The following is a 23,172-nucleotide window of genomic DNA, read 5'->3' on the forward strand; positions in this document are numbered from 1 at the left end:
TCAACGACCAAAAAGATCATCGTCATGACCAGCTATAAATACCTGTTACTTCTTTTCACCGGTATCACTGCTATTACATTGGTATCCTGCAGTAAGTACCTGGATAAAAAACCTGATAACCTGCTCACGGAAGAGCAGATCTGGCAAACCAGGGCCAACGCCGAAGCCTACCTGAGTAATATTTACAGCGCCCGCCAGGCGGGCGGCGACTATGCCGGTATCGGTGCGGCAGATGAATTGTCCGTTTCCATTCCCGGTACCACTGTAAGGTATATGGTAGGCGGTAACTGGAGCGCCTCCGATTGGTACTACTATAACTGGGGCGGATATTATACCGCCATCCGGAAATCCTTCATCTTTGAACAGAACATCGATAAGGTGCCGGCGGATCAGTTGAGTAACGAACTGAAGGCACAATACAAGGCAGAGAACCTTTTTCTGCGCGGCTATTTTTACTGGATGCTGTTAAGGCAATACGGTCCGTTTGTAAAACTTACCAACACCGTAAGCCAGGATGAAGACATGAATAAATATCCAAGGGCGCCTTTCGATACCTGTGTGAAATTTATCAATGATATGATGGATGGCGCCGCGGCTGGTCTTCCTTTTGTATGGAACTCTTCTGGTAACAATGGTCGGGCTACCCGTGGCGCATGCCTTGCTGTAAAAGCAAAAGTGGCACAATGGGCGGCCAGCCCCTTATGGAATGGCAACCCCGCTTTTGCATCGTTCAAAAACCAGGACGGTACCGCATTGGCGCCTTCCGGCTATGATGTGAATAAGTGGCGCATCGCTGCACAGGCAGCAAAAGCGATTATTGATTCCAACAAGTATAAACTGTTTACTAATCTCGACAACGGCGGTACCAGCTTCGATCCGTTTCTCTCAGTCCGCGACCTGTTCCTTACTTCCTGGAATGATGAAATTATCCTCGCCTCCATGAACTGGCAACGCTGGGGATACACCATTTGTTCTTCTCCTGGTCCCGCGGGGTATAATTTGTATAACGCCACACAAAATGTAGTGGATGCGTTTTATATGAACAATGGTAAAGCTATCACCGACCCTTCTTCCGGGTATGTGGAAACTGGCTTTGCTACGAAGGATGGCGATCACTACTGGGAAAATAAAGAAGGCGACTGGAACATGTATGCCAAACGTGAGCCGCGGTTCTACGCATACATTGCCTACAATCGCCGTCCTGTGGTAGCAGCGGTATCTGTAGATGATAAGAACTATTTCTCCTCAGAAAAAAATAAAGACGGCACCGGCCGCCAGGAGTTTTACTACAGCGGTAAATCAGGCATGCTGGGAATGGGTAGCAATATTATTACAGGATATCTTCCCTCCAAATTACTGAGCCCGAATGATAACCTCCGAAGTATGTCTACCGATGCATACCGTTCTCCGTATATTCTTATCCGTTACTCAGAGATCCTGCTGGACTATGTGGAAGCATTAAACGAATATGATCCGGCCAATACCGATATCGTAAAATACCTTAACATGGTAAGAGCACGCGCAGGCCTGCCTGGTATTGAAACTGTATATCCCGGCGCCGTAGGGAACCAGGAAGAAATGAGGAAGTATATCCTCCGTGAAAGACAGGTGGAATTCTGCTTCGAAGGCGACAGGTACTATACTCTTATCCGCAGGTTATTGATGAGCAAGCCGGAGAACCAGGCGATCTATGGTATGAATGTGAATGCGAAAGACAATGACCAGGGATTTTCTTTCACCGGTTTTTATACACGTACCCTGTTCCAGAAAAGATACTGGGACAACAAGATGTACATGTTCCCTATTCAGCAACAGGACCTGGAAAGGGACCGTGCTTTAGTACAAAACCCCGGCTGGTAATTTCTTTATTTAATTTTTAACTAACTGCTATGATCAGGCCACTGAATTCATATATATTGAAAGGTTGTTTACTGGTATCTGTCTTGCTCGCAGGATGTTCAAAAGACGACGATCTGAAACATGCAGACGGGCAGCCCGTACTGCTCAACGACTTTATTCCCGCCACTGGCGGAGCTACCACGGAAGTATTGATTACAGGTGATAATTTTTCTGCAGACACATCGGATATCACTGTTACCATCAACGGCAAACGTTGTGCTATCGTGAACGCCAATACGAAACAGATTATGGTAATAGTGCCAAAGAAATGTGGTACCGGTAACCTGGTGGTAAAAGTAGGAAAGGACAGTGTAACGAGCAGTACGCCGTTTACCTACGTATTTTCCAGAACGGTTAGTACACTTGCTGGTAACGGGACTGCAGGTTTTGCCAACGGAAAAGGCGCCGATGCTTTGTTTAACTTCAACGGGCAAAGCTGGTACCGGATGATGGGCATTGCTGCCGATGATAACGGGAACGTATATGTGGCAGATCCCGGCAACGCCTGTATCCGTAAAATAGATAGCGCAGGTAATGCTACCGTTCTTGCCGGCAGCCCTGGTAATGGCGGCAGCGACGATGGCAAAGGACCAGCTGCACGTTTCCAGATACCATATGGTGTGGCGTTAGATGCACAAGGCAATGTGTATGCCGCAGATCCGGGTACCTGGAGCATCCGCAAAATTACGCCGGATGGTACCACTACCACACTCGGGGGCACAGTACAGGAACCCTGGAATGTAGCCGTGGATAAAACTTCCGGCAAGGTGTACTATTGCAGTAATGGGGGAGGAAGCGTTTTTGAAATGAGCGCCAACGGCAGCAGCACCGCTATTATTAACGGTATCACCGCTCCCGGCGGAATGGACTTCGATAAGGCCGGTAACCTGTATGTATCCAGTAATACAGGTCATACCATTATCCGTTTTAAGGCAGGCACTTGGGAACCCACTGTGATAGCAGGATCAACAGGAGTAGCCGGATATGTAAACGGAACCGGCACTGCTGCAAGGTTTGCCAATCCATGGGGAGTGGCAGTAGATCTTTCCGGTAATATTTATGTGGCCGGCAACGGTAGCTATGGCGCTAATGCTGATGAAAGCATCCGTGCTATTTCCGCCAATACCTGGAACGTGATCACCTATGCCGGTAGCAATGCTGCAGGCTTTGCAGATGGCATTGGAGCCGCTGCTTCATTTAATGCGCCAATGGGCGTGGCGGTGGATAAGAATGGTGTAGTATATGTGCTGGACAAAAACAATAACAGGGTGAGGAAAATAATTTCTGAATAACCGATACGTAAACCTGCGGCGACAGCTCCTGCTGTTGCCGTTTATTTTTTTAAGATGTTAAACAGGAACATGCATTTATTACTATTCACTATGCTGGCAGGGGCCTGTAGTAAAGGATCTACTACCGTTACTCCCGTTGATGTTGTACAAACACATACTTACTATGTGGCAGAAAACGGAGATAACTCCGCAGCCGGTACTATCAGTAAACCTGTGCGCAGCATTAACATTGCCCTGGCCAAAGCCCTGCCCGGCGATACAGTGTTGGTACGGGCAGGTACCTACCCGGAAAAGGTAGTATTCCCACGTTCAGGCCGGCTTGAAAAGCTGATCACTCTAAAAGCTTATCCCGGTGAAAAGGCCGTGATTGACGGCTCAGGAATGATTGTTACCGGCAGGGAAGCACTGGTAACGATCAGTAACACCAGCTATGTAGTGCTGGAGGGATTTGATATCTGCAACTTAAAAAGCAACGCGGCAGGCGCCAATGTGAATGGGATTACAGCAGATGCAGGAGCCGGCAATATCATCATCCGGAAAAATAAAATCTATAACATAGAACATAATGTAGATCCTTCGCAGGGCCGCAGCGGCCATGGTATTGAAATTATCGGGAACACGGCTGATGTGATGAAGAACATCCTCGTGGAAGATAATATCATTCATGACACTAAAACAGGTTACAGTGAGAATCTTACTATCAATGGTTATGTAGATGGATTTATAATCAGGAGGAACACCATTTACAATACCGAAAACATTGGTATTGATGCGGCAGGCGGTTACGCGGCTAATACTAATCCTGCGTTTAACTATGCAAGGAATGGTGTGATCAGCGAAAATGAACTGTACAACATTGATATGACCCGTGGGCCTGTGGGCGGCGTACATGGTCACGGCGCCATTGCTATTTACGTGGATGGTGCAAGGAACATTACCGTGGAAAGGAACCGCATTCATGAGGCCGACCGCGGCATTGGTATTGTAAGTGAGAATGATGCTTATCCTACCAGTAACTGTATTGTACGGAATAATTTCGTGTATAACTGCTGGCGTACGGGTATTTATCTGGGTGGTTACCTGGGCTATACTTCGGGCGGTACACGTAATTGCTACGTGGTGAACAATACGCTCCTGTTCAATGACCGGGAGCCGGGCGCTTTCGGCGAAATAGAGGGAGAGATCCGGCTTACCGAGCAATGCTTTGATAATGTGATCCGTAATAATATCGTATATGCGAGACCGGTAGATATATTTATACATAAGTACACCAATACCGGATCAGGCAATATCATCGACAATAATCTTTATTTCACCACCGGTACGCCGCAATGGATCTGGAATGGTACCAACACAAATATCATTACTGATTTTAATGCCTGGAAAACCACCTCCGGTACAGATGCTGCCTCGGTATATGGTACCGATCCGTTACTCATCAGTACCACTGTGCCAGACCTGCATATTGCTGCCAGCTCACCTGCCCGTAATACGGGGATAGTTATTTCTGAGGCAGTGAACGGGAGTGTTGATATTGACGGTAATGCACGTATCGTAAATAATAAGATCAGTAAAGGAGCACAGCAATGATAAATCCCCTTTTTACGTGATTGATGATAACAGATTCTAATCGTAGATTGAAGTAACCTAAATCTGTATCAATATGAAAAAGAAAATCACTTCAAAGCTGAAGCTCACAAAAATTACCGTGGCCAGTCTTAGCAAAGCACCACCGGAAAAAGGCAAAGACCGCTCGCTGCCAACTACGCAGTTTATTTCCTGCGGAGAAACTTTTTGGGTATGCTAATAGCCGGATACCCAATGGCTAAAGTTTGTTTTAGTTGAATTGAACCCGCTGTCACAGGCGGGTTCAGTGTTTTACTTCTTTGAAGAGCATCACGGTACCCTAATGCTTCCTCATATTCAAAGTGCCGCCTCATACGCCGGGTAATCGGTATACCCGTGCGCAGCCCCTCCATAGTGTAATGCCCGGTCGGGTGGATTCAATGGCCAGTTGTTTTTCAGTCGTTCAGTAAGATCAGGATTGGCTATAAATGGTTCTCCCCATGCAGCCAGGTCGATGATGCCGGTATTTAAATACTGCTCCGCTTTTTCCCGGTTCATACCACCTGCCAGGATGATCACACCATTGAATTGTTTCCTGAACCGGGCCATGAAGCCTTCCGGTAAGGCAAAGCTCCCTCTTGATTGCTGATCCATGATATGGATGTAAGCGATGTTCCGCTTGCCGAGTTCAGTGGCAAGATATTGATAAGTAGCTTCCAGTTCGTCGTAGTGCGGCATTTCATGCAGGCCGCCATAGGGAGTAAGACGGATCGCGGTTTTCTCTGCGCCGATGTTGGCAATACACGCATCGATGGCTTCGAGCAGGAAGCGGCTGCGGTTAATAATGCTGCCGCCATATTCATCTGTACGGTTATTCACAAAAGGATTCAGGAACTGCTCAATGAGATAGCCGTTGGCGCCATGCAGCTCTACACCGTCGAAGCCTGCTTTCACCGCATTGGCGGCGGCATTGGCAAAATCCTGTACCACTGCCTTTACACCTTCTGTAGTTAATGCTACCGGAACGGAGCAGGTTACAAATGCTTCCCGGCCGTTTTCATCATAACCCCATGCATGCGAGTTGGCTGCCTGGATGCTTGATGCGCCTACCGGTGCAATACCACCGGGTTGATTGCTGGTATGTGATACGCGACCCACATGCCATAACTGTGTGAATATTTTGCTGCCTGCCGCATGAGCGGCGCTGGTAACCAGTTTCCAGCCTTCCACCTGCTCCGGCGCGAATAACCCGGGAATATGTAATACACCCGATGCCGTAGGGGAGATGGAAGTGCCTTCCGTGACAATGAGCCCTGCGTTGGTACGTTGACGATAGTACAGCGCATTCATTTCATTGGGAATCCCGTTGGGGTTCCTGGCGCGCGTCATAGGCGCCATCACGATCCTGTTCTTTAATGCCAGGCTTTTGCCGGTATATGGTTCAAATAACATCTGCTGTTTTTTTAATGGTAGGATAATCTGTGTAACCTGCTGCGCCGCCACCAAAGAATGTAGATCTGTCGGGCTCATTTAATGGCAGCTGGTGCTGCAGCCGGTAGGGAAGGTCCGGGTTGGCAATGAATGGACGGCCAAAGGCAATAAGATCTGCCCATCCTTTCTGTAATGCTTCCCCGGCCCTGGCAACAGTATATTTACCGGCGTAGATGAGCGTACCCGTGAAAGCTTTCCTGTACGCTTCCTTGAATGCCACCGGCATCACCGGGGCATTGTCCCAATCGGCTTCAGCAATGTGGATATACGCAATGCCAATATCGTTCAGCACTTTTGCAGCGGCAATGTAGGTTTCTTCCGGGTGGTCGTCCATGGCGCCCATCAGCGTAGTTAAAGGCGCCTGCCGCACGCCTACACGGTCTTTCCCGATGGCATTGGCTACAGCAGTTGCCACTTCTTTCAGAAACCGCAAACGGTTTTCCAGGGAACCGCCATATTCATCTGTACGATGATTGGTTTGTGAGTCGATAAACTGCTCAATCAGGTAACCGTTGGCGCCATGCAACTCCACACCGTCAAAGCCGGCGGCAATAGCATTTTTAGCCGCCTGCGCAAACTCATTGATGATAGCTTTGATTTCAGGCTTTGTTAGCTCGCGGGGCATAGAGTGCTGCACCATTTCTCCGGCCCCGGCTTCAGGCCCTTTGCCTGCCGGATCGGCAAATACTTTCACGCCTTCTGCGAGGATAGCGGAAGGCGCCACCGGGGCAGCCCCGTTTTCCTGGATGGAAATATGCGATACCCGGCCTACATGCCATAGTTGTGCGAAGATGAGCCCGTTATTGGCATGCACCGCATCCGTTACCTGTTTCCAGCCGGTTATCTGGTCCTGGGTGTATATACCCGGCGTCCAGGCATATCCCTGGCCCTGCCGGCTGATTTGTGTGCCTTCTGATATCAGCAACCCGGCGCCGGTCCGCTGACTGTAATATTCGGCCATCTGTGAAGTGGCTACATCGCCACGGGCGGCCCTGGACCTGGTCATCGGCGGCATTACTATCCTGTTTTTCAAGTGAAGCCCGCCTAGTTTATAATCTGTAAAAAGCATTGTTTTCGCATTTTGATAAAGCAAAATTCCCTTAAAAAGTATTATTATCATAATTATTTAACTTATACCTTTGTATCATAAAAATGATAATGATATGGGACTCAACCTGGAATGGCTCCGTACCTTCAAATCCATTTATGAGCAGGGCTCGCTTACAGGAGCGGCGCAGGAGCTTTTTATCTCGCAACCTGGCGTAAGCCTGCACCTCAATTCCCTGGAAGCATATACCGGCTATAAACTGTTCGACCGCTCCGCCAAAAAACTGGTGCCTACAGAAAGAGGCAAGGTGATCTACAACTTTATAGAGGAACCTTTACTTAAACTGGAAAATGCAGAACAGCTTTTCCACAAAAGCACAAAAGCCGACAGGGCCACTATCAGCATAGGTATGTGTTTTGAAACATTTCAGTATACGTTGGAGAAATATATTGCCAGGCTGCCATTTAATGTGATCATCAAGTTCGGTGATTATCCACAGATGATCAACGATCTTGATAAAGGCCTGCTGGACCTCATCATTACGCCACAGAAAGGGGATCAGAAAAACCTGGAGTTTAAACCGTTTTCCAAAGAAAGGATCGTACTGGTAGCCGACGGGAAAACAGATGTGAAACCACTGCTCGCATTATTAAAGAAGAAGGATATCAAAGCTGCGGAGAACTGGCTGAAGGAGCAGTTGTGGTATAGTACCGCCGCAGATATGGAGCACCTGAAACGTTTCTGGCAGCATAACTTCCGCCACCACATGGATTTCAAACCCAATTATATTGTTCCCAACATCTGCTCTATTGTTCGTTGCCTCAGCGGGGGAACAGGTTTCTCCGTGGTGCCCGATTTTTTATGCACACAGGAAATTGAAACAGGTGCCATGAAACTGGTATGGGAAGGTGAACCGGCAATGGAAAATACATTGTATTTCGGCACCCGGAAAAAAACAATGTACGCCGGCGAAATAGACCAGGTACAGCAGATCTTTACCAAAGAATTCCGCAGGCCTTCACTCGTGAATAGTAACGCCCGGCGTAACTAACGATTTAATATATTCGGTAGGTGTAAGACCGGTAATCTTTTTGAAATACTGGTTGAAGGATGATTTGGCCTTAAAGCCGCAATCATACGCCAGTGTAAGCACATTCACCGGTAGTGCTTTTTCATTCATGAAACGGATCTGTTCCATGGCCCTCCTGATTCGCCATTCATTGATATACTGGTAGAACGATTTGCCTGCATAACTGTTCAGCGTTTCGGAAATATGATATTTGCTGATACCTGCTCCCTGAGCGAGTTTGTCGAGGTTTAACGCTGCATCTGTATATATCCTGGTTTTATGAAGATGTGCTTCCAGCACCTGTAGCACCTGCCGCTGTTCTTCAGCACTGAGCTGCATTTTGCGGGCAGGAGGTATCTCCGCCGTTCCGGGAGGCGCCTCTGCTTTCACCGTCTGTAAGCCTATAATCCCTACATATTTGTACCGGATGATCACCAGGCACACTACTAACAGCAACGAGTATACGATATCCCTGCAGATAATATTGTACGAACCATGCAGCATATGAAGTGATTGCGCCGTTTTAAATCCCAGCGAAATAATACTTATAATACCCAGCAGGTAACTGATACTGTTGATCAGCTTCTTCTCCTGCGGCATATCAGTTAACTGCTTTGCAATACGGAGCGACAACGCCGGGAAAAGGAAGCCCGGTATCATCATCATCCACGTAGTGCTTTCATTATAATAATACAACACGGCATGGCCTGCATCGGCAGACCACATCAGCACACATACTACTGTAAGATAACCCACCGCACCAAATATAAATGGCAGGAAAACATACCAGCGGGAAGCGGGAATGAATGCTGCATCCCGGCGCTGGCAAGCGTACAGGTACAACAATGGCCCGTAACAAAAACCGATAAAGGTATTCATCTGCGTACGCACTTCATGATCGTCCACAAACGAATAGATACAGAATTTAATAGCAAGATGCGCAGCAATACTGCACAACAATAAGATCAGCAGGAAGTCGGCCTTGCTGCGCAGTTTACTGCTGCTTAGCAAAGCTACTGCGGTTAGCGCCTGAAAAGCTCCGATGGCAATAACATATATCATAGTGCGGATATGCCACCGAAAGTATAAAACCAATATTACCACAATGTTAAACCTGCCGGTTCCGCCAGTTGCAGCTCCATTGGTAATGATTTCGTAACACAGGTTAAGGCACTGGTTTTCAATAAAAGTGAGTACGTTTAAACCGAAAGATACGTATACACGTAGCAGTAGTTGGATGCGGTCGAACGCATCATCAGCAATCCCCACTTTTGCTGAAAAATACCTTCATATGGATCGCATCTTTATACCATTAAAACGTAGCCGCTGCTGCACATTACTGCTTCTGCTAGTAATAACAGGCGCGGCAAAGGCACAAACCATTAAAGGAATCATCAACGGAAGGGAAGGTCATCTGCCCGGCGCCTCCGTGCAAACTGCAGGCAACAAACAAGGTACAGCCACCGATTTAAATGGGGCATTCACTTTAAACGTACACGCCACCGGTAAAGTAACCTTGCTGGTATCTTATATAGGGCATGAAACACAAACAGTGGAGCTTACGGTAAAACCAGGTATCAACGATGCCGGCAACATCGTCCTGGCGCCCACCGGCGGTAAACTGGGGGAAGTGCTGGTAAAGGGTACCATGGCGCCTTCCACCGTAAAGGCGCTCAGTATTAAAAAGAATTCCCTCGCTATCATGGATGTTATCGCGGCAGATGCCATAGGGAAATTGCCGGATCGCAACGCGGCAGAAGCAGTACAACGTATACAGGGCGTGGCAGTGGCCCGCTACCACGGAGAAGCGGATGCCGCTACGGTAAGAGGTACACCCTTCGCGTGGACATCCACCCTTTTCAACGGCAGCCGCCTGCCCAGCGCCAATGTACTGGGCAACCGTAACTCTGTACTCGATGCGGTACCTTCAGAAATTATCCAGTACGTACAGGTGGCCAAGGCCATCACACCGGATATGGAGGGCGATGCTATCGGCGGTTCCATAAACTTCATTACCCGCACCGCTCCTGCTAAAAGAACGCTTAATGTAAGCGCGGCCGGTGGGTATAATACTTTTTCAAAAGATGCAACCTATAATGCATCACTCGTGTACGGCGACCGCTTTTTCAAAGACAAACTGGGCGTGATGATTGCCGGCGCCATCTGGGACCGCCAATGGGGAACGGATGCCTTTGAAGTGGCCTACAATACGGCTTTGCCCGATCCTGCCCAGCAGAAGTCCATCAGTACCGTTATGCTTAAACGGTATATGGGGAAACGCCAGACCTATGGCGCTAACGCTGGACTGGAATACAGGTTTAACTCCTCCAATAAAATATTCTTCCGCGGACTGATGGATAAGTTTAACGATATACGCCCGGTATACGAATCCTATGTAGATTACAATAACAGCCGCTACCAGTATAACTATCGCTACTCCTATTATCAGACAGTGCTTAACGGCGGAGAACTTGGCGGCGAGCACCAGTTGTCGTCCAAAGTAAAAATGGACTGGGCTATCAGCGACTACTATACGAAATATTTTCTTGAAACACCACCCACCAATAGTAATAAAGGACTGCCCATTGCTACTTTCCGCCAGAAAATAACCGGCGGGTTTAATAATCTTTCTGCAGATGGTAAACGGTACTGGGGCTTCGATTCTCCGGGAGGTATTGGCGGCGACCCGCTGCACTTTGATGCCGGTGTAAAAAACAGCGGGGAAGTAATGGATCCTGCAAAGCTTACACTGCAACAGCTGGTGATTGCTCAGCTGGATACAAAAGAAGAAGATAAAACCGCACAGCTGAATTTTAAGGTGAGCGCATCTTCCAGGGTAAACCTGAAGTTCGGCGCCAAATACCGCCATAAAGACCGCGCCGGTATGTATGGTTCCAACATCGTATACCTGCCGGGCGCAGCATTGGGTGTTCCAAATTCACCAGGCCTGTTGCCGCTGAATACATTGCAAACCACCGATTTCCCCGTTCGAGGCGGTTTCTTCCAGGGCCTGAAAGGGAACTACGATCAGTTTATGATAGATCCCCTCACCAAACAACAGTTGTTTGATTTATATGATACTGCCACGCTACGTAAGAACGGCTTCGCAGATTATACCTCGAAATCCAATGCCACCAACATTTATACGGGCACGGAAAATGTAGCTGCAGCCTATGCGATGGCAGAAGTGGATGTGACAGATAAACTGAAAATGATTGCCGGTGTGAGAAATGAATATACCACATTCACCCTGCATGGCTCAAAGGCTACAGCAGAAGGCTCGCCGAAACAAACAGTCATTACGCCGGCTACGGTAAAAAACAATTACAATGCCCTGCTGCCTATGCTGCATCTTAAATACAGCATCAACGACCAGGCTAACCTGCGTGCAGCCTATACCCGTACTTTTATCCGTCCTAACTTCACCGATCTCACCCCGGGTGAATCTGTGGACAATACAGGTTCCAATGTAACCATCACCAAAGGAAACCCTGATCTGCAGCCTACCTTCTCCAATAACTTCGACCTGATGGGGGAATACTATTTTAAAAATATTGGTCTCATTTCCGGCGGTGTTTTTTATAAACAGATCAGCCATGTGATTTTTGCAGATAAAAATTACTATGTGGAGAATGGGGTGAATTATGTGGTAGCACAGGCAAAGAACCTGAATAATGCTTCCCTGGCCGGACTGGAAGCAGGTATCAACAAACGGTTCGATTTTCTGCCAGGTATCCTCAGTGGGTTAGGCGCAGAGCTGAACTATACTTTTATTAATTCAACCGTTGAAGTGCCGAGAACCATAAGTGGAAATAAGATCACTGATAAAACCAGCTTGCCTAACCAATCGCGCCATCTATTTAACAGTATCCTCTTTTATGAGCGTAAAGGCGTCATGATCCGCGTTGCCGGTAACTATCGCGGCGCTTCGGTGGAAACCATCAACCAGCAGCTGGGTAAGGACTTCTATATCTGGACAGATAAGAATTTTACTGTAGATGCCTCTGCCACTGTGAACATCACTTCCAAAATACGGGTGTTTGCCGAGCTCAATAATATCACTAACGAACCGCTGAAAACCTATATGGGCGATAAACGGCGTGTAGCCGCAGAAGAATGGTATGGAAGTCGCGGCCAGGCCGGTATCCGCTGGGATATCATCAAATAATTCATCTTTCAAAAAATAACAAACAACATATGAAAAAATTAATGTTGGTACTGGCTATTGCCTTACCGGGAGCAACTTTTGCCCAATTAGCCGACAGCGCGCAACGGGTAGTGCATATGCAGGGAACTGTGAACTTCCGCGATGTAGGCGGATACAAAACAAAAGATGGTAAAAAAGTAGTGTGGGGAAAAGTGTTCCGCTCGGCTGATGTAAGCCGCTTGACAGACCAGGATCTTACTGTGCTGGAGCAAAAGCATATCCATACTGTGATTGATTTCCGTGGGGTGAAAGAAGCCGCTGCCGCACCAGACCACTTGCTGCCCAAAACGGATTACCTGCTCTGCCCGGCGGGAAGCGATAGTCTCCCTGGCGCCGCGCAAATGGGGGAGATCATTAAGAACGGTAATTTCCTTGAGAAGTTCTATGGCAATACCCAATACCTGGGCGATCGTTATAAACCATTGTTCCAGAAACTGCTGATGCTGCCGGCGAATGAATCCATCATGTATCATTGCACCGGTGGCCGCGACAGGACCGGTATGGCCACCGCTTTGTTCCTCTATGCGCTGGGCGTGCCACAGCAAACCATAGAGGCCGATTTTACTGCCAGCAATGTATACCTGCTGCCTATGAACAAGCGGATGTTCCAGGGGTTACAACAAAGCACCGGCATGGATGAGGAAACTATCCGTAAAGCGCTGGAACTGAGACCAGAGTTACTGCATAGCCTTTTCAACGCTATTAAAGGTAAATACGGTACAGTAGAGAATTTCTTTGAGAAAGAATTGGGTATAGGTGAAAAGGAGAGGGCTATCCTGAAAGAGAAGTATACTATTTAAGGGTTTAAGCGGAGGGTGGCTCCCTCCGCTTAACTATTCTTTTAATCCTTTAACCAGCGCAACAATAGCCAGGCCACACAGGGCCATAATGGCAAAAGACCAGCGCAAACTGGTAGCCTGGGCCACCAATCCTACCAGCGGTGGTACTATCATAAACCCGAGGTAACCAATAGTGGAAATGGAGGCCAGTGTTTGCCCGCTGTTAGTGCTCTTCGATCTGCCTGCCAGGCTGAACACCAGGGGAACCACGCATGCCACGCCGAGCCCTGCAAAAATAAATCCTATACCTGCGGTAAACGGATAAGGCAGCACAATGGCCAGCAGTAACCCGGTAAGTATAAACCAGCCGCTGTACATCAGCATTGATTTAATGCCCAACCTGTTCACGAGCCTGTCGCCAATAAAACGCCCCGTGGTCATGGCCACCATGTATATGCCAAATGCCGCCACAGCAGTAGGTTTACTGGCGCCGACAATTTTTTCAAAGTATAAGCCGCTCCAGTCGTACATCGTGTTTTCTGTAGCCATACACGCGAAGCAGATCAGGGAATATTTCAGCAATGATTTATCGGGAAGCGCAAAGGCCGCTCTTTTTACCGTTTCCTTTACCGGCTCATCCGGAAGGGTTTTGGGATAATAATACATGGTGAACACCAGCAATAATACACTTACCATCAGCAGGTGATAGGAGGGAGCAACGTTCATGGTCACCATCAGATAGCCGATAGCCGCGCCTGCAAAGCCGGCTACGCTCCAGATCCCGTGAAACGTGGTCATGATGGATTGAGGAAACAGGTGCTGTACCTGCACCGCCTGCGCGTTCATGGAAAGATTCAGCAGGTTGCGGGCAGAGCCAAAGCAAAACAGCACCAGTGCCAACTGCCAGATACTGGTAGTAAAACCGGGCAGGCTCAGTATCAGGTTAAATACCATGGCGCCAAACACCATGATCTTCCTGCTGCTGAACAACCCCAGCAGTTTGCCGGTAACAGGCATGGTAAGCATCAGCCCGATGGGCAATGCCAGCAGCACCAGCCCGAACTGCGCTTCATTTAAGTGCAACTGTTGCTTAATGGAAGGGATCCTGGAAGCCCAGGAGGAATAACCTAATCCGGAGATGAAAAAGAAGACGGAAATAGCGATGCGGTATTGCCTGGCATCGGTTTCATTTTGAATATCTGCTAACATGATCTGCGCTACACACCTGTTTGTGGCATTGACGGTGCAAAATTAGGCAAATCCGGGGAGATTTGACCCGGGAAATGTGCGGATTATTGTAATGCTGACACTTATATCGGGCGCAGCGATGTTAAGAATTATGCTTTGTTATATTTAAGTATATAGTATTAAATGATTTATGGTTGATGATTCCATTGCGTAGCCATCTATACCCCTTTGAGTGCACGGGAGCTCCGCAGCTTACGTTTTCCATAAGTAAGCAGGAGAAATTATAGCCTGTATCCAATGGTAATAGATAAATTCCTGTTCTTATAGTTACGTGAAGAAGATGTAGTGCCCTCTTCTATAGCAGGTGCAATATTTGTCAATCCCAGTTCATAATTAACCACCAGTGCAAGTTTTTTAAATCCAACTCCCAGTCCGCCGCTTAACCCGTAGTCTGTTCTTGATAGCCCGGGTTTTGTTTTTCCGAAGGTATCTGTCAATGTCTCTTTTCTGTCTGTTTCTTCTGATTGGTGAATGGTTTTGCTCTTTGTTATTTCCTTACCCCCGATTCCAAAGGCGAGATAGGGCCCTGCCTGAACAAAAAGCCTGTAAACGGGAGTAATATGGTATTGATACCCGGCCAGGAGCGGTAACTGCAGATAGGTTTGCGGGTGGTTATTTTCCGGTAGGTAACCGGTACATTCCGGTGGGTATCTTCAATTGATTGAAATAGTATAAGATTTGGAAAAGAAAGTGTCAGTAAAGTATTGCATACGTCCGTATTTTTATTTAGAGCCGGGTAGCAGCTGATATCTCTAAATCATATTTATGGAACATACTATGAAGAATGCCACTATACAGGTGGAACAATTACAGGAACAGTATGAACAGCTGATACAACGCAGCAATCAGCCTGCAGGTAACTACAATGGCATCTTTAGCCGCTATAAATACCCGGTACTAACGGCAGCGCATATACCTTTTTTCTGGAAATATGACCTGGATCCACGCACTAACCCAAACCTGCAGGAACGTATTGGCATCAATGCGGCATTGTCCGTACCAGGGACCTGATCGCCTGGGAACGGTTACCGGATCTGAAAACAAGCTCCCCCTAACAACGTAATGTTGTACTACATCCTGAATGGATAAACGGAAAGTATGCTTTTTATACACGTCCGCAGGATGGCTTTATTGAAGCCGGTAATGGAGGCGGTATCGGTTTCGGACTGGCAGATGATATCACCAGCGCACAGGCGATGTATCTAATGTATTATTCTCCAATGGCTGGGTAACAGACGAAGAGGGAAATATATTTATGTATTACGCGTCGTCTGATACCCGCATGCATGTGGCTACCACTACGATCGACCGGATGCTGGACTATGCCATCAATACACCGGCTGATGGGTTTACATCCGACAGCACTGTACGCCAGGTGAGTAAGAACCTGGACTTTATTAAGCTTACTACCTAAATGATTCTGGCTGTAACCGGTCATAAAAAAACAACGGGATGTTATCCTGACAATTACTATTTTGTAGGGAGAGATGATTACAAACGGGTAATTATTCTCTCTTTTTTGTCAGTTAAATATCCACGTGTTATGCGCTTCTTCCTGTATTATGTTAGCTGTTGCTTTTTTTATTTACCTGTTGTGGCGCAGGTATCAATTAACCTGAATGCTTATAAGCCCTCTGCTGAAACGAAGGTAAATGTGGCCAATAAGCAGCTTACAGCGGTATGGAGCTCCGGCGCCAACCAGCGGGCGCAGATGATACTGGACCTGGAACCGGCGAAGCCGCTTATCCATAGTCTCAGCTGGAATAATGGCAAGGAAACATGGCAAACAGTGGCTTCAGGTCTGCAGCCGGTATTTTTTCTCACCACCGGTAAACGCGACCTGGTGTCTCAAAACGGCTGGAATATCTTCTTTGATAAAACAGCAAAATTGCCCCGCACTACCTACCAGGTGCAATTGCAGAAAGACAGTATCGCCGTTATCACAGATGGTTCACGTACTATTATACGGGTGGCCGGTGCAACGGCAGGGCCTTTCAGCGGGGCGGTAGAAATAACACTGTATAATGGCAGTGGGTTAATGAATATAGCAGCCGTGATGACTACCCAGAAAGATTCCACTGCAATCCTGTACGATGCAGGACTAACGGCAGCGCATATCCCATGGCAGCAGATCCGCTGGGCGGATCCCAGGGGCGCTATGCAATCCGCACCAGCGGTGCAAAGCGAACAAAGCACCAACGTGGCAGTAAAGTACCGCACCATTATAGGAGAAAGCAAAACCGGCAGTCTGGCTTTGTTCCCGGCACCGCACCAGTTCTTTTATCCGCTGGATAACTGCTTTAACCAGTCGTTCACCTGGTACGGGAATAACTATAACAGAACAGAACCGGGGTTTGGCATTGGCATACGCCAGGAACCGGAAGGCGATAAAAGATGGGTGCCCTGGTTTAACGCGCCCCCCGGCACCGCACAACGCCTCCATTTCTTTTGTTTGCTCAGCAATACAACGGCCGGCCAAACATTGCAGGAGGTACGCCGCTATACGCATAGCGACACCTACACGCCGCTTCCGGGGTACAAGACCATGAGCAGCCACTTTCACCAGGAACATACCACAGATGTATTGAACAAGGTAGCAATGCCGGAGGTCCCGGCGTTTATACAGGCCTTCCGGGAAACCGGCGTAGACATTGTTCACCTGGGAGAATTCCACGGGCCTGGCCATCCACGTGGCCCGGAGAACCAGCGTTTCCTTGAACAGCAAACAATGTTCAGGGAATGTGAGCGTTTATCCAATTCCCGATTCCTGCTACTGCCGGGAGAAGAACCCAATAACTTCTTCGGCGGCCACTGGATGAATATTTTCCCCGAACCGGTGTATTGGGTGATGGATCGTAAACCCTCACAGCCTTTTGTATCTGATGATCCTGTTTATGGAAAGGTATACCGGGTAAGCAATAAAGAGGAAATGCTGCAATTGCTGCAAAAGGAAAAGGGAATGGCCTGGACGGCGCATGCACGTACCAAAGGCTCTACCGGGTTCCCTGATAAGTATAAAGACGAAGCTTTTTTTGCATCGCCGCAATTTATGGGTGCCGCCTGGAAAGCTTTACCTGCCGATCTTTCGCAGCCATATCTCGGTAAACGTGCATTAGATTTGCTGGATGATATGAGCAACTGGGGTGGGCATAAAACAATGATTGCAGAAGCAGATCTTTTCCGTATTACACCGGAAGATGAATTATATGGGCACCTGAATGTGAACTACCTTCAGCTGGATCGCCTGCCTTCGTTTAAAGATGGATGGCAACCTGTTCTTGATGCCATGCAGCAGGGAAAGTTTTTTGTTACTACCGGTGAAATACTGTTGCCCGCTTTTACCGTGAATGGAAAACCTTCCGGCAGCACAATCCCGGCAACCCGTAAAGGAGTTGTGAAAGTATCTGCCAGCTGGACTTTCCCGCTTAACTATGCAGTGATCATCTCCGGCGACGGGGAGAGAAGCTACAGGGAGAAAATTTTACTGCATGATACAAAGGCATTCGGCGCCCGATCCTTCACTTTTAATATTAACCTGGAAAAACGCAAATGGGTACGCGTTGAGTTGTGGGATGCAGCAGCCAACGGAGCATTTACACAATGTGTGTGGATAAAGTAGCTGCATGTAAATCCGCTTCATTGACAGGCTTAAAGGCGTCTAACGGCGACGAACATACGGAGCAGCAGTAATCTGCAGGAAGCTCACAGAATAAAGTACCGGGGGGAACCTGCTGCTCCGGGTCCCCGGCAATATCATCATATACCGTTAAACATTCCCCGCACTGATGCACGGTTCTTTCCACCGCCGCCACAGTTACGAGTGATTGCTGTTCTGTTACGTAATGCTGCAATACATTGGCTTCGCTTTCCCGCTCATAGAACGTTCTGCACAGCGCTACAATGTAAGGCCCGAGGTGTTCCTTGGAAACGCCTTCACGGTATAAAAGCAATTGCGCAGAGTTGGCATTGTACCCCGCTGTATAAAGGATATCATAACGTTGCATGTATTTCAGCTTGCTGCCATGCCTGTTTTCCTGCTTGCGGATCACTACCGTACCAAAAAGACTGGCCGGCCGGTTGATCCTTACACTGAAACATAAGCCATAGGTCCGTACATCAGCGGTATCAAAATAGCGGATGATATGCCGCTTCAGTACAAGGCCATCTTCACAGTTGTCTTCCACCTGCCAGTTCAGTTCATTGGCAGCATGACGTACATTGATACCATATTTTCCCAGTACATAGTCCCATAGCTTGCGGTGGGCTGGCTCAATATTTTTTATGATAAGCGATTTCCACGGCGTGGCATACAACTGCCCTACACGGGTTTCCAGGCAAATGGTGCATACCTCTCTCAGGAAAGCAATCGGAAAATCTTCATCTCTCCGGTAAATACCTAACCAGTAACTATTGTCGTGCTTGTTGAAACCTTCGTAATAGGGTAAATGAAAAGCAGGAAGGTCTGGTTCCTTATCTTTCGGGCGACTGATATATTTCGCTGTCTGCTTTACCTGGTGGTACACTTCTTCCGGCGAATCGCCTTCATTAATGCTCTGTTCCAGCTGCCTGCTCATGGCGGCAATATTATTGGTATAAATGAGCTCTGGCCATGCATACAGCTGCTGGCTTCCCGGCATACGGATATAGAGGTACCAGTAATGTAAGCTGTCGGAACTGATCCAGTTGATATGCCCGGTGAACAGTGGCACAAATGTTTGCTGGCTGTCGCATATATTAATTTTCAGCGACGGCGTGTAGTCGAACCCGTTAAATACATCTTTATAAATTCCCTCGCTCAGCCAGCTGTCGTGGATAAAAATACCAGCGGCAGGATAGGAGCTCATAATGTTCGGCTGTGTTGCAATAGGCAACTGTTTCTCCGCGCAGCTATTTTTAAAGGTAGTAAGGCCTTTATCCGGTATATCTATCAGCAGTTGCTGGCGCAACCCGAAACGTACATGCGTGGCATGTGCAGCGGTAGCTGTATCCAGCAGCTCCAGCAGGTAGCCCGGTGAAATAATGCCACCGGTAAAGTTAACGGATAAGGTATGCGTATGTTTCGCCATAATTATACTAGTGCTGCTGCGGTTTTTTGAATAGATTTTTCCAGCAATGCCTTCACTTCCGATTTGCAGCTGCCGCAACCCAGTCCTGCGCCTGAAGCCTGGCAAAGCTGTTGCAGGTTATCGCAGCCATCGGCTATTTTTTCCATGATATTGCCTTCGCCTACATTGCCACAGGAACATACCAGCCTGCCAATCACCGGTGTGCCTTTTTTGCCGGAGCGTAACAGCTCCAGCCGCTTATCCGACAGTTCTATTTTTTGCTGGATAAGGTCCCTGAATTCAATAAACTCTGATTTATCGCCGATCAGGATGGCTCCCACCAGTTTGTCCTGGTGAATGATACATTTTTTATAGTACCGTTTTGCTTTATCAATGAACACTACCTCTTCGTATGCCGGGTCTTTGGGTGTTTCTACCATTCCCAGCGAGCAAAGATCAGTACCGTGCATTTTCAGGATGTTCATAAACAGGGAGCCCTGGTAATAGTTGCTGATATCGCCGTTCAGGTAACGGGCCACCACTTCCGCCTGTTGCTCCGCTGCCGCGGTAATACCGTACAGGGTGCCGTTGAAAGCTGCAATTTCCCCGATGGCATATATTTCCGGGTCGCTGGTTTGCAGGTATTCATTTACCACCACGCCACGGTTACATTCCAGCTGCGCAGCCTGTGCAAGCTCTATATTGGGAACCGTGCCTATAGACATTACCACCGCCTGGCAGGGAATATATAAACCACTTTTCAGCTGTATGCCTTCCAGTTGCTCATGCCCGGAAAAACGGTTGATTTCATCGTTGTAGTAGATGTCAATACCCCTGTCGGTGAGCTCTTCATAAAGAAGCTGTCCGCCAAGTGCGTCCAGTTGCCGGTCCATCAGCCGGGAAGTACGTTGTATAACGCCAACGTCTATATTCATTTCTTTGAGAGATGCCGCCAGCTCAATCCCCAATAATCCACCTCCCACTATCATTACTTTCCCCCTGGCGGGATCTATATGTTGTTTGAAGGCGTCTGCATCCATCCGGGTGCGCATGGTAAATATGCCTGGTATGGCGGGAATATCGCGGAGAGTGGCTGCCCGGCTGCCGGTAGCCATCAGCAGTATATCGTACGTATGTACGTTCCCGTTACTGTCTGTAAGTAATTTGTTCGCGCGGTCAATATGCGTAATGCTCACTCCCCTGTGTAATGTGATATTATAAGCTATTTCTTCCGCACGGGTCATTTTTACCAGCTGCTTCCACTGTTGTGTGCCGCTGATATAGTCCGGCAGCATCACGCGGTTATAGAACGGGAGATTTTCTTTGCTGAAAACCACAATTTCATCGGAGGTGTTCAGTTCACGGTACGACTTTACAAAGCCGCAGGCTCCGGCTCCGGCTCCTATTATCATGATCTTCTGTACAGGCTTGCGGTAGCGTTCTACCTGCACGGCTGCATATTTGAAATCCGGCTGTTTGGAAATAGGATCCAGTATAGTGCTGGTAAGATTGTTGGCGCGGTGCAGATCGTTCTGAAGTATTTTGCCCCAATGCATAGGCAGGAACACCACCCCTTTTTTTATGGTGTTGCTCAGTTGTGCTTTTACCCGCACCGTACCGCGCCCATTGGTAACGGTAACAATATCATCAGCGGAAATGCCACGCTGCCGCGCATCTTCAGGGTGTATTTCCAGGAAGGAGGCGGAGATGTGTTGCTTCAGTTTACTAACCTTACCGGTTTTGCTCATAGTGTGCCATTGATCACGGATACGGCCGGTGGTAAGAATTAACGGCAGTTCGCTGCTAAGTGGCTCCGACTTGTTTTCATCGTCAAAACTATGGATCACAGCCCTTTTATCGGGCGTGTAAAACTGGTGGTCGCGGAACAGCCGTGGTGTGCCGTTACCGGATTGATAAGGCCACTGCACGCTGCGTTGTGCTTTGATAATATCGTAGTTCAGTTCACTTACATCAATATTGGTACCTGCAGTAAGACGGCAATGCTCATCATATATCTCAGATGCATTCGTATAATCGAAACCGTGATATCCCATTTTTTGTGCAAACCGGCAAATGATCTCTGCATCGGGCAGTGCTTCTCCAGGTGCGTCGTTTATCTTGGCAAGATAGCTGATGCGCCGTTCGGCATTGGTCATGGTTCCTTCTTTTTCCGTCCATGCTGCAGCGGGCAGTACCACGTCCGCATAGCGCAGGGTTTCCGGTTTATTGGATATTTCCTGTACTACCACGTACTTTGCCTTTTGCAGTGCAGCCTCGGCAAAACGTGCATCCGGTAAGCTAACGAGCGGATTAGTACACATGATCCAGATGGCTTTTAGCCGTCCGTCGTTCAGCGCGGTGAACATTTCTGTAGCGGTAAGACCAGGTTTATCTGAAAGTTCCGTACCTCCCCAGAATTCCTGTACTTCCTTGCGGTGTGCGGGATTGTTCAGCACCCGGTGTGCCGGGAGAAGGTTGGATAAACCGCCTACTTCGCGGCCACCCATGGCGTTAGGCTGGCCTGTTAAGGAGAATGGTCCGCTGCCGGGCCTGCCGATTTGCCCGGTAATAAGGTGGAGGTTTATAAGGCTGAGATTTTTATGCACGCCTACTGAGCTTTGATTCAATCCCATTGTCCAGAAGGTCATAAAGCCGGAGGCGTTGCCAATATAATCTGCCGCCCTGTGAATATCTTCTGCCGCTACACCGCAAATGGCCGCGGCCTCTTCTATTGTGCGTTCCATCACGGTATCCTTATACCGGTCGAAACCATTGGTGTGCTCTTTTACAAAGGAGCTGTCGGTATACCCACCGGTAATAAGCGCCCGGCCTATGGCATGATGCAGTACAATATCAGTACCCGGGTTTACCTGCAGGTGCAGGTCGGCCAGGGCACAGCTCTGCGTAACCCGCGGATCGCTTACAATGATCTTCATGGCGGGATTGGCTGCCCTGGCGGCTTCCACCCTGCGCCACAAAATAGGATGGCACCATGCAGGATTTGCGCCTGCTACAAAAATGCAATCGGCCTGCTCTATATCATCATAGGTGCCAGGCACGGCATCTTCTCCCAAAGCCATCTTATAGGCAACCACGGCACTGCTCATACACAGCCTGGAATTTGTATCTATATTATTGCTGCCAATAAATCCCTTGATCAGTTTGTTTACTACATAATATTCTTCTGTAAGGCATTGCCCGGATGCGTAGAAGGCTACTGCATCCGGACCATGTTTTTTGATAATTGCTGCAAACACCGCGGCGGTGCGCTCCAACGCCTGGTCCCAGGTAACCCTTTGCCGTGGAAGGTTACGATGATACCGCATTTCAGGATATAACAATCTGTCTGAAGTATCCATCACCGTATAATGCAGGTTCATTCCTTTGGAACAAAGCATGCCTTTATTAACCGGGTGTGTTTTATCACCTTCTACATGCAGCTTGCCCTGGCGGTCTTTATGTACCACTATTCCACAGCCTACGCCACAGTAACAACAGGTGGATTTGAATGATGCTTGCATGCTTTAG

At 48.2% G+C, this 23,172-nt stretch carries 17 protein-coding genes; 10 read left to right on the top strand and 7 right to left on the bottom strand.

Annotated elements, in window-relative coordinates:
* The first annotated feature begins 24 nt into the window (after positions 1–24).
* From FN124_RS19700 to FN124_RS30930, 4 genes are all read left to right on the top strand, one after another.
* The gene (locus tag FN124_RS19700; RefSeq protein WP_142686466.1) at positions 25–1,860 is read left to right on the top strand and encodes a RagB/SusD family nutrient uptake outer membrane protein; all 1,836 of its coding nucleotides are present in this window, start codon (positions 25–27) and stop codon (positions 1,858–1,860) included.
* Between the two features lie 29 nt (positions 1,861–1,889).
* Entirely contained in the window at positions 1,890–3,191 is a 1,302-nt protein-coding gene (locus tag FN124_RS19705) for an IPT/TIG domain-containing protein (RefSeq protein ID WP_142686467.1), read from the top strand.
* A gap of 69 nt (positions 3,192–3,260) precedes the next feature.
* On the top strand, positions 3,261–4,781 hold the full coding sequence (locus FN124_RS19710) for a right-handed parallel beta-helix repeat-containing protein (RefSeq protein WP_260607522.1): 1,521 nt from the start codon (positions 3,261–3,263) through the stop codon (positions 4,779–4,781).
* Positions 4,782–4,854: 73 nt separating this feature from the next.
* The gene (locus FN124_RS30930; RefSeq protein ID WP_185937273.1) at positions 4,855–4,998 is read left to right on the top strand and encodes a hypothetical protein; all 144 of its coding nucleotides are present in this window, start codon (positions 4,855–4,857) and stop codon (positions 4,996–4,998) included.
* Positions 4,999–5,114: 116 nt separating this feature from the next.
* Here the strand turns inward: FN124_RS30930 and FN124_RS19715 are convergent, their stop codons facing one another.
* Positions 5,115–6,209 (bottom strand): alkene reductase, encoded by a 1,095-nt coding sequence (locus FN124_RS19715; RefSeq protein ID WP_142686469.1) that lies wholly within the window; start codon positions 6,207–6,209, stop codon positions 5,115–5,117.
* Positions 6,199–7,368 carry an alkene reductase gene (locus FN124_RS19720; RefSeq protein ID WP_312847233.1) on the bottom strand — a complete coding sequence of 390 codons (1,170 nt, stop codon included), beginning with the start codon at positions 7,366–7,368 and terminating at the stop codon, positions 6,199–6,201. The genes FN124_RS19715 and FN124_RS19720 overlap by 11 nt, the downstream gene beginning before the upstream one ends.
* Before the next feature lie 43 nt (positions 7,369–7,411).
* Between FN124_RS19720 and FN124_RS19725 the strand changes: the two genes are divergently transcribed.
* Positions 7,412–8,347 carry a LysR family transcriptional regulator gene (locus tag FN124_RS19725; protein ID WP_142686471.1) on the top strand — a complete coding sequence of 312 codons (936 nt, stop codon included), beginning with the start codon at positions 7,412–7,414 and terminating at the stop codon, positions 8,345–8,347.
* Here FN124_RS19725 and FN124_RS19730 read toward each other — a convergent pair.
* Positions 8,315–9,634 (bottom strand): helix-turn-helix domain-containing protein, encoded by a 1,320-nt coding sequence (locus tag FN124_RS19730; protein WP_142686472.1) that lies wholly within the window; start codon positions 9,632–9,634, stop codon positions 8,315–8,317. The genes FN124_RS19725 and FN124_RS19730 overlap by 33 nt on opposite strands.
* A gap of 22 nt (positions 9,635–9,656) precedes the next feature.
* Here FN124_RS19730 and FN124_RS19735 point away from each other — a divergent pair, with 22 nt between their 5' ends.
* Both FN124_RS19735 and FN124_RS19740 read left to right on the top strand, forming a co-directional pair.
* Entirely contained in the window at positions 9,657–12,533 is a 2,877-nt protein-coding gene (locus FN124_RS19735) for a TonB-dependent receptor (protein ID WP_142686473.1), read from the top strand.
* A 29-nt stretch (positions 12,534–12,562) separates the two neighbouring features.
* Positions 12,563–13,372 (top strand): tyrosine-protein phosphatase, encoded by an 810-nt coding sequence (locus tag FN124_RS19740; RefSeq protein ID WP_185937274.1) that lies wholly within the window; start codon positions 12,563–12,565, stop codon positions 13,370–13,372.
* A gap of 33 nt (positions 13,373–13,405) precedes the next feature.
* Here FN124_RS19740 and FN124_RS19745 read toward each other — a convergent pair whose 3' ends face one another.
* Both FN124_RS19745 and FN124_RS19750 read right to left on the bottom strand, forming a co-directional pair.
* Entirely contained in the window at positions 13,406–14,560 is a 1,155-nt protein-coding gene (locus FN124_RS19745; protein WP_142686475.1) for an MFS transporter, read from the bottom strand.
* A gap of 260 nt (positions 14,561–14,820) precedes the next feature.
* Positions 14,821–15,195 (bottom strand): outer membrane beta-barrel protein, encoded by a 375-nt coding sequence (locus FN124_RS19750; protein WP_142686476.1) that lies wholly within the window; start codon positions 15,193–15,195, stop codon positions 14,821–14,823.
* 169 nt (positions 15,196–15,364) lie between these two features.
* Between FN124_RS19750 and FN124_RS31660 the strand changes: the two genes are divergently transcribed.
* The 3 genes from FN124_RS31660 to FN124_RS19760 all read left to right on the top strand — a co-directional run bounded on the left by FN124_RS31660 (position 15,365) and on the right by FN124_RS19760 (position 18,218).
* The gene (locus tag FN124_RS31660; RefSeq protein ID WP_312847234.1) at positions 15,365–15,610 is read left to right on the top strand and encodes a hypothetical protein; all 246 of its coding nucleotides are present in this window, start codon (positions 15,365–15,367) and stop codon (positions 15,608–15,610) included.
* 244 nt (positions 15,611–15,854) lie between these two features.
* Entirely contained in the window at positions 15,855–16,013 is a 159-nt protein-coding gene (locus FN124_RS31665) for a hypothetical protein (protein ID WP_312847235.1), read from the top strand.
* A gap of 129 nt (positions 16,014–16,142) precedes the next feature.
* Positions 16,143–18,218 (top strand): CehA/McbA family metallohydrolase domain-containing protein, encoded by a 2,076-nt coding sequence (locus FN124_RS19760; RefSeq protein ID WP_142686477.1) that lies wholly within the window; start codon positions 16,143–16,145, stop codon positions 18,216–18,218.
* Here the strand turns inward: FN124_RS19760 and FN124_RS19765 are convergent.
* On the bottom strand, positions 18,193–19,665 hold the full coding sequence (locus FN124_RS19765) for a rubredoxin (protein WP_142686478.1): 1,473 nt from the start codon (positions 19,663–19,665) through the stop codon (positions 18,193–18,195). The genes FN124_RS19760 and FN124_RS19765 overlap by 26 nt on opposite strands.
* A 2-nt stretch (positions 19,666–19,667) precedes the next feature.
* Positions 19,668–23,165: a nitrate reductase gene (locus tag FN124_RS19770; protein WP_142686479.1), complete on the bottom strand. Its 3,498-nt coding sequence runs from the start codon at positions 23,163–23,165 to the stop codon at positions 19,668–19,670.
* Positions 23,166–23,172 lie beyond the last annotated feature (7 nt).

Origin of the sequence: Chitinophaga polysaccharea (genome assembly GCF_902150045.1) — a bacterium.
Taxonomy (GTDB): domain Bacteria; phylum Bacteroidota; class Bacteroidia; order Chitinophagales; family Chitinophagaceae; genus Chitinophaga; species Chitinophaga polysaccharea_A.